Annotated in this window: 5 protein-coding genes; 3 read left to right on the top strand and 2 right to left on the bottom strand. The window is 73.4% G+C overall.

What is annotated here, in order from left to right; genetic code table 11:
* The coding region (locus tag H5J29_RS24930; RefSeq protein ID WP_181783463.1) for a cupin domain-containing protein at positions 1-276 on the top strand (276 nt) is incomplete at its 5' end.
* Positions 269-1,219, top strand: a complete 951-nt coding sequence (locus H5J29_RS24925; RefSeq protein WP_181783462.1) for an AIR synthase related protein — start codon at positions 269-271, stop codon at positions 1,217-1,219. The genes H5J29_RS24930 and H5J29_RS24925, both read left to right, overlap by 8 nt.
* Positions 1,220-1,359: 140 nt before the next feature.
* Here the strand turns inward: H5J29_RS24925 and H5J29_RS24920 are convergent, their stop codons facing one another.
* Positions 1,360-1,740, bottom strand: a complete 381-nt coding sequence (locus H5J29_RS24920) for a hypothetical protein (RefSeq protein WP_181783461.1) — start codon at positions 1,738-1,740, stop codon at positions 1,360-1,362.
* Between the two features lie 106 nt (positions 1,741-1,846).
* Entirely contained in the window at positions 1,847-2,872 is a 1,026-nt protein-coding gene (locus H5J29_RS24915; RefSeq protein ID WP_181783460.1) for a 6-phosphofructokinase, read from the bottom strand.
* 87 nt (positions 2,873-2,959) lie between these two features.
* On the opposite strand from H5J29_RS24915, the gene H5J29_RS24910 reads away from it, so the two are divergent.
* Entirely contained in the window at positions 2,960-3,385 is a 426-nt protein-coding gene (locus H5J29_RS24910; protein WP_181783459.1) for a hypothetical protein, read from the top strand.
* Positions 3,386-3,705 lie beyond the last annotated feature (320 nt).

Here is a 3,705-nt window from a genome sequence, read left to right as displayed (position 1 = left end):
CATGTCGAGGGCCTCGCGGCGATGTCGGACGCGTTGCGCGCCACCGCCGTCGAGGTGACCATCGAGCCGGACGGGGAGAGCGGGGACACCCGCCCCCGGCGGCCCGGCGAGGAGCTGGTGCTGGTCCGCGAGGGCGTGCTGACCGTCGAGGTGGCGGGCGAGACCTACGAGGTGGAGGCGGGGGACACGGTGCACTACCCCACTGACCGCGGCCATTCCTGGCGCAACAGCGGGGCGGTCCCCGTCCGCGCGGTGTGGGTGATCCTGCGTGGCTGAGACCCTCGCCGAGATCGCCGCCGCCTGCCTCGCCAACCCGGGGCTGGCGGCGAAGGCCGAGATCGCGCTCGTCGGCGAGATCCTGGGGGACACGGACTGGGAGGCCGGACCCGGGGACGACGGCGCCGTCGTCGCGACCCCCGGTGGCCCGGTCGTCGCGTGCGGGGAGGCCCTGTTCCCACCGTTCGTGGCCGCGGACCCGCACGGCGCCGGCTTCGCCGCCGTGCTGACCAACGTGAACGACGTGGCGGCGATGGGCGGGGTCCCGCTCGGCATCGTGGACACCGTGGTCGCCTCGGAACCGTTGGCGCGCAAAGCCTTGGCGGGGATGCGCGAGGCCGCTGAGCTCTACGACGTGCCGATCGTCGGCGGGCACCTCACGCTGCACGACGGCGACCCGGCGATCTCCGCCTTCGCCGTCGGCTCGACCTCGGCCCCGCTGTCCGTCACGCGCGCCGCGCCCGGTCAGTCCCTCGTGGTCGCGGCCGCGCTCGAGGGCCGGATGCGGGAGGACTTCCCCTTCTTCCCCGCCTTCGAGTCCCGCGGTCGGCGCAGCGCCGGGGACATCCGGCTGCTCGGTGCGCTCGCCGAGGCGGGGGTGGTCGTGGCGGCCAAGGACATCAGCATGGCCGGGCTCGTCGGGTCGCTGGCGATGCTGCTGGAGCCGCGGTCACTCGGGGTCGCGGTGGACGTCGCGGCGGTCCCGACGCCGGCGGGCGTGCCGCTGGTGCGCTGGTTCAACTGCTTCCCGAGCTTCGGCTTCCTGCTCTGCGTGCCCGAGGGCCGCGAACCGGAGTGCCTGGCGGCCTTCGCCGAGCGGGACCTGGCCGCCGCGGTGGTCGGGACGCTGGACGACTCCGCCGTGCTGTCCCTGACCCGTGGCGAGGAGCGGGTGGAGGTCCTGGACCTGCGCACGACCGCCATCACCGGCCTGCCGCGCTGAGCACCGCCCGACCCACCGTCGTCCGACTCGCGCGTCGGAAGTGGGGGACTCGCGGGCGGGGTTGTCCGACTCGCGCGTCGGAAGTGGGGGACTCGCGGGCGGGGTTGTCCGACTCGCGCGTCGGAAGTGGGGACTCGCGGTCACTCGGCGAGGCGGAGGTGGCGTGCAGGTGCTGGGGCGAGGGTGGGGCAGATGCCGTCCCCCGAGGCCCTGACCAGTGCCTCCCGGGTCGGACGCGCGCCCCGCAGGGCCACGTCCGCCGCGACCAGGAAGATGCGCAGCGCCCGCTCCGGGTCCTGCCAGCGGTGCTCCTCGGCGAACTCGACCCACCGAGCGGGCGGGATGGTCGCCTCCTCCGGGTACTCCAGCTCCGCCCAGGTCACCGCGGTCTCGAACAGCTCCACGACGGCGTCCGGGTCCGTCTCCACGGCCAGCAGCCGGTCGTGGTGCGCGCGCCACGGGTGGTCCGCCCGGCACTGCGCGGGGCAGCCGAGCCGAGCGGGTTCTGCGACACGGTCCACGGCGGGCCTCCGATCCTTCGACCCGTTCTTTCTAGATCCCCGTCGCCACCGGGAGATGTCGAGATCGTTACCCCCGGACTACGGAATGTTTCGTGACCGTGAAGGACTACCCGAAGAACACCTCGGCCTCGGCGTAGAGGGCCGGGTCGACGGTCTTGAGCTCCTTCGTGGCCTCGAGCAGCGGGACCATGCGGACGTCGGTGCCGCGCAGCGCCGTCATCATGCCCCACTCGCCCGCCTGCACGGCGTCGATCGCGTGCAGCCCGAAACGGGTGGCGAGCCAGCGGTCCCGCGCCGTGGGCGTCCCGCCCCGCTGCACGTGCCCGAGGACCGTGGTCCGGGCCTCCTTGCCGGTCCGGCGTTCGATCTGGTGCGCCAGCCAGTCCCCGACGCCACCGAGCCGGGCGTGCCCGAAGGCGTCCTTCTCCCCGCTCTGCAGCACCTCGGCGCCACCCTCGGGCGTCGCCCCCTCGGACACGACGATGATCGACGCGTACCGGTCCCGGAAGCGGCTCTCCACCCAGTCCTGGACCCGGTCGACGGAGAACGGACGCTCCGGGATGAGGATGCCGTTCGCCCCGCCCGCCACGCCCGCGTGCAGGGCGATCCAGCCCGCGTGCCGCCCCATCACCTCGACGATCAGCACGCGGTGGTGGGACTCGGCCGTGGTGTGCAGCCGGTCGATGGCCTCGGTCGCGATCGAGACCGCCGTGTCGAAGCCGAAGGTGTAGTCCGTGCCGCCCAGGTCGTTGTCGATCGTCTTGGGCACACCCACGACGCGGATGCCGTCGTCGTGCAGCCGGGCGGCGACCCCGAGGGTGTCCTCGCCACCGATCGCGATCAGCGCGTCGATCCGCAGGTCGGCGAGGGTGTGCCGGATCCGGTCGACGCCCTCGGGGGTGGCGAACGGGTTGGTCCGCGAGGAGCCGAGCACCGTGCCGCCGCGGGGCAGCAGGCCGCGCACGTCGGGGATGCCGAGGGGCTGGACGTCCGCCTCCAGCACGCCGCGCCAGCCGTCGCGGAACCCGACGAACTCGTGCCCGTAGGAGGGCACCCCCTTGCGGACGACCGCCCGCAGCACGGCGTTGAGCCCGGGGCAGTCGCCCCCGCCGGTCAGGACACCCACGCGCATCCGGTGACTCCATCTCCATCGATGCAGAAGAGGCTGAATGTTACCGCCGTCACATCGCGGTCGCGCGATGTGGGGTACTCCGCCGACATGGCCGACCTCGACACCGCCCACGCCCGCCCCGACGGCGCCTCCGACGCCGACGTCGCCGCCACCGGCAAGCTCTCGGAGATGCTCGAGCGGATCGAGCGCGCCCGCGGCGCCCTGTACGAGTTCCACCAGCTCATGGGGGGTGCGGACGCCATGCTCGACGACGTCGTCGACTCGCTGCGGGAGGCGGGCCGGACCGAGTGGGCCGACCGGATCGGCACGGAGCTCGTGGGCCGCAACGCGATCGAGGGCCGCTGGAGCTTCCAGATCGTCGAGGAGTTCGACGACGGCTACTACGGCCCGCTCAAGGACACCGAGCGCGCGCTGCGGGAGGACCTGGTCGGCGGCCGCCGGCACGTCTTCGAGGCGGAGATGAAGGAGCGCAGGCGCACCCACGGCCATCCGGCGCACGCGGCGACACCGTAGGGCGTTCGTCACGATCGTCGGTCTCGTGGCCTGCGGGTTCATCGTCCGTCCACGTCCTGATCACCGGGTCCTCGCCTGCGCTACCTAGCGTCCCCGGCGACCCGATCCGGTGAACCCGAACGCCGGACGCTCCCACCAGGAGGACGACCGTGGCCGAGCCCTGCGCCGGTGACCGCACGCTGCCCTTGATCCACCACGGCAGGCAGGGGCTGACCTGCCGTTACCGCTGCGGCGACGCGTGCGCGAAGCCGGAGCCGAACCGCTCCGCCAACCCGTACTTCGGCGAGGTGCTGCAGACGGTCCTCGACCGGCGGGGGATC

This window comes from Pseudonocardia pini (assembly GCF_013870575.1).
Lineage (GTDB): Bacteria > Actinomycetota > Actinomycetes > Mycobacteriales > Pseudonocardiaceae > Pseudonocardia > Pseudonocardia pini.
This window is presented reverse-complemented; position numbering and strand designations above follow the sequence as displayed.

Bases quoted from the DNA above. Each gene is read 5' to 3' on its own strand.
- H5J29_RS24915 (WP_181783460.1), bottom strand. From the start codon at position 2,872: ATGCGCGTGGGTGTCCTGACCGGCGGGGGCGACTGCCCCGGGCTCAAC.
- H5J29_RS24910 (WP_181783459.1), top strand. From the start codon at position 2,960: ATGGCCGACCTCGACACCGCCCACGCCCGCCCCGACGGCGCCTCCGAC.